The sequence below is a fragment of the Streptomyces viridosporus genome (assembly GCF_002078235.1).
Lineage (GTDB): Bacteria > Actinomycetota > Actinomycetes > Streptomycetales > Streptomycetaceae > Streptomyces > Streptomyces viridosporus.
In genome coordinates this window covers 1-272 of sequence record NZ_MSGP01000761.1, presented here as the reverse complement: position 1 = coordinate 272, position 272 = coordinate 1, and the positions used below count along the sequence as shown (strand labels likewise).

Annotated in this window: 1 protein-coding gene; it reads right to left on the bottom strand. The window is 73.9% G+C overall.

The window, feature by feature from the left end; genetic code table 11:
• Positions 1-272 (bottom strand): prolyl oligopeptidase family serine peptidase (locus B7L92_RS43225; protein ID WP_255311334.1); only part of this gene is annotated, 272 nt, incomplete at both ends.

Genomic DNA, 272 nt, shown 5'->3' with positions numbered 1-272 from the left:
GTGAGGTAGCCGCCCCAGGAGCCGCCGGTGAGGATCAGCCGGTCGGGGTCCGCCAGGCCCGATGCGACCGCCCACGCGCGGACCGCCGCGATGTCCTCCAGCTCGATCAGGCCCACCCGGTGCTTCAGGGCGTCGGTCCAGGCACGGCCGTAGCCGGTGGAACCGCGGTAGTTGACGCGGACCACCGCGTAGCCGTGGTCGACCCAGGCCGCCGGGCCCGCCGCGAAGGAGTCGCTGTCGTGCCAGGTGGGGCCGCCGTGGATGTCGAAGAC